Here is a 3,932-nt window from a genome sequence, read left to right on the forward strand (position 1 = left end):
ATTGATGGTAAAGGGTTGTAACCCCGAGAGAAGTATCTGCATATCCTACTGGATATCACTATCCGATTAACGAGGGAGGATCTCACGAGCGTCTTTCATCAGGGTCCGAATCAATAGCGATTCAGCGTGACCGATTATAGTTGCGCAGTCTCATCCCTTGCCTTTCATTGATGAACAGACAGAAATTAAAAACCGGCGTTGACTGTTCGGGGAAGCCCTTATAGTAGGATAATTACCGTTTTCCAAGCGGCCCCCTCTAATGCGGACTTCAGGGAAACTGGAGTATCTGCAACGAGGCGTGGCATGTCTTCACTCCGCGAGCCTGGGAGACCCAAAAATTGGCGACAAGGGTCCAGCAACCATCGGCATGAGCGATAGCTGAGCTGAGTTACTTTTCGTGTGTATGTGTGCGGCTCCCTTAGAAGCCGTCTTCCCAAGCAGGTGCTAGAGCGCCTACAAGCCATTCATGGTCCGACGGTCATGGCGCCGCTGGCTTCGGAGCAACCCGTACTGCTGGCGTGTCGGCCTCAGGCTAGCGATAGTTAGTGAACTTCGACGTGTGGCCGATACCGGGGTTGAAGCAGTTGCAGGGGTCCAGCCCTTGATAGTGATTGCGCAGGGCGGGCTTGGCGTAATACAGATGTCCGACATTGTGTTCAGCTGGGTATTCGGCACCGCGCTGATCCAGCAACTTCCACATCTTGTGCTCGATCGCCATGCAGTCGTTGCCCTTCTTCACGATGTAGTCCTGGTGGAACACGTGACAGAGGAAGTGGCCGTAATAGAGCTTGAGGATGATTGGCGTCTCGATCTCCCGCGGCAGCTTCTCGAACCAGTCCCGTTTGTTGCGTGGCAATGCGATATCCAGGGCGAGAATGTTCTCCACGGTCCGGGCGTGTACCGCACGGTAGCGGTTGGCTGCGCCGGCTGCCGCGAAACGATGCAGGAAAGCTTTGTCGCCTTCTTCGGGCGTACATTCGAAGAAGCTACCGGTCGCCGTGGAGAAGTAGTCCTTGAGAAAGCTTCGGGCCTCGTCCGTGCCCTCCGCCGAGACTTTGAGTAGCAAGTGATGTTCGAACTTCTCGTGGAAGTCTTTCATGCGCGCCGGCAGATGATTCGGGAACAGGTGACTTGCTGCCTGCATGAAGCGATCGGTCAGGTGCGCTGGCAGAAAGGGGATTCGGTCAAAAATAGTATCGAATCGGGCCTTCAGCGCAAACAGCTTTGGCAATCTCGCCGTGCCGAGGTAATGGATCATAAGAAAGGTATCTTTCCCATACTTCTCAGCAATTTCGAACGCATCGCGATGCATGTATTCGCCAGAGATCGGCATATGCTTGAATTTGCCGAGTACTTGCCGCCTGATATCGGTCAGCTCGTCGGTCTTGTTTGTACCGATATAGAATACCTGGGGGTTCTTCTCGATCGGGAATGTGTCCAGGCGCACTGCAAACACCATGACTTTGCCGGCGGATCCGGAGGACTCGTACAGCCGTCCAGGGTCCGCATTGAAGCGGGCCGGCGTGTCCTCGTCGATCTCGCGGACATGCTGGACATAGTTGTGATCTGACCCTGCTCCAGCGTCGTGAACGACGTCAGAGTCGGAGAAATCACCGCTGTCGAGGTGTCCCAGGATGTCCTCCTCCGACCCAGTCAGACGGATTCCGAGATGATTGACCAGGTGTAAATGTCCCTCGTCATCGACGCGTGCGAATACCGACATCTGCGTATACGCCGGGCCGCGCTGAACCAGCGCGCCCCCCGAGTTGTTGCATACCCCGCCAAATACTGAGGCGCCGATGCAACTGGAGCCGATGACAGAATGCGGTTCCCGCCCAATGGGCAATAACTTTTGCTCAAGCTGATCGAGCGTCGCACCCGGTAGGCAGACAACCTGCGTACCACCCTCGATCAGATAGACCTTTTTCATGCGAATGGTGCTGACGATGACGATGTCGCGGTCATAGTCGTTACCGTCGGGCGTTGAACCACCCGTTAGTCCCGTGTTGGACGCTTGCGAGATAACGATCACGTTGGCATTGATGCAGGCCTTCAGTACATGCCATTGTTCGACAAGTGACCCGGGCCTGACGACTGCCAGAGCCTTGCCGGTGCCAAATCTGAATCCCGTTCGATAGCGTTTCGTCGCGGCTTCATCGGTCAAAACGTTTTTTCGGCCGACGATGGCCGTCAAGTTGGAGACGAGAAGGCTGCGGTCACCAGCCGGTTGGACCGAAGCGGCCGTGGGCCATTCAAGCATTGAGGACACGAGAGACTCCTTATTTGTTTAAGGGCGTCAAACGAAGGGCACAGAGATCAAGGATCTGCTCTGGTTGGCCTACGAGAAAAACCGCCCTTTGTTGATGATGTTGTCAGCTTAGGAGCATGTCGCGATTCGATCCAATACTTCATAGACACGTTTTCAAGACGAGAAACATATCGAAAACAAGTTGGTCGAGGTATGCTGGTCGTATCCGTGCGCTCTCCCTCCATTTGGGTGCAGGCGTGCCCAAGATGACGGCGTGCGCCGCTCGGCCTCGTTTCCGTACACGCGCATACGGTGCAGGCACTGAAGCCGCCATGCTCAGATGGCTGATCTGGAGTCTTGGGCTTTCGCCCGCACGCACCTTGAACCGGAGGACATACCATGGAGTTTCGCCAGTTGCGGTATTTTTTGGCCGTGGCCGAGCATCTGCATTTCACCATCGCAGCAGAGCGACTCGGCATCGCCCAGCCTCCCCTAAGCCAACAGATCATCAAGCTTGAGCGGGAAATCGGCACAAAGCTCTTTTTCCGTTATCCGAGACGAGTAGAGCTGACTGAGGCTGGCACCATCTTCAGGGAGAGCGCGAGACGCATACTTGAAGATGCCGACCGTGCACTAGTACAGGTGAAGAAGGCTGCCAGAGGCGAAAGTGGCAGTTTGTCCATCGGCTTTGCCGGATCGACGGTCTTTCATCCCTTGGTGGCTACGGTCATGCGTCAATTTCGCCAGGGTTATCCGGGCGTTTCGATCAAGTCCGAAGAGAGCAATAGCACAACGCTTCTCGAAACAGTCATGGATGGCAAGGTCGATTGCGCTTTGGTTAGGCTCCCATTGAATTGTCGGGACCTCGACACCGTTTCTCTGGTTGAGGAGGAAATGGTCGCGGTCCTGCCATCGGGTCATCGCCTGGGCCGTTTGAGAAGCATTGAACTGGCGCAACTGTCGCGCGATCCGCTTATTCTCTTTCCTCGCCACATAGGCCCTGACCTGTATGACTCGATTATCAGTGCTTGCCGCATTGCGGGTTTCTCACCGCAGATCGAGATGGAATCTCCGCAGATTTCCTCGACCGTGAACATGGTTGCGGCCGGCTTCGGTGTGACACTGATCCCCGAGTCCATTCGACAAATACATGCGACCGGTGTGACCTATCAGAAAATCAAGCACAAGGTGCTTAGGACGACCATTGCACTGGTGCACCGACCACGTGAGAAGTCAGCTACCGTCCAAAACTTGGTAGGCATCCTTCGAACCATCGCCAAACAGCGCTCTAGAAGCGACGCCAAACCTTAGCGATCAGTGGCAACCGCCGCCACCCGACTGAAAAACCAGTATCTATTCTGCAACCGCTGATTGAGGGGGGCAGTTTGGAGATCGGAAATTATTATACGTTTAGCGCATTATTTAACCACGCCAACCCATAAGGGATTGATTTAGTGCCAGTGGCTATCGCTTTTAAATTATCGCGTATTCCGTATCGTATTTAGGTTATCCGATTAGACAAAATCCACGGGAAACGGCGTATAGCGCGGGAGTACACCCTATTGCTAGAGGTAAACCTGTCCAAAAAAACAGGCTTACCGTACAATAATTCACTATATCCAAACTGACCCCTAATAAAGTTGCATTAATCACAGGAGGCACGAGTGGAATTGGTCTGGCAACG

The 3,932-nt window shown here is 54.2% G+C and carries 2 protein-coding genes; one reads left to right on the forward strand and one right to left on the reverse strand.

Going from position 1 to position 3,932, the window contains the following annotated elements:
• Nucleotides 1-532 precede the first annotated feature (532 nt).
• A complete protein-coding gene (gene dld / locus ACT3RT_RS22945) occupies nt 533-2,260 on the reverse strand; it encodes a D-lactate dehydrogenase (protein WP_353504352.1) in 1,728 nt (575 codons plus the stop codon).
• Nucleotides 2,261-2,647: 387 nt separating this feature from the next.
• On the opposite strand from dld, the gene ACT3RT_RS22950 reads away from it, so the two are divergent.
• Complete coding sequence (locus tag ACT3RT_RS22950; RefSeq protein ID WP_353504337.1) at nt 2,648-3,559, forward strand: LysR family transcriptional regulator; 912 nt, start codon at nt 2,648-2,650, stop codon at nt 3,557-3,559.
• The last annotated feature ends 373 nt before the right edge of the window (nt 3,560-3,932 follow it).

This window comes from Ewingella sp. AOP9-I1-14 (assembly GCF_052375995.1).
Taxonomy (GTDB): Bacteria; Pseudomonadota; Gammaproteobacteria; order Enterobacterales; family Enterobacteriaceae; genus Ewingella; species Ewingella allii.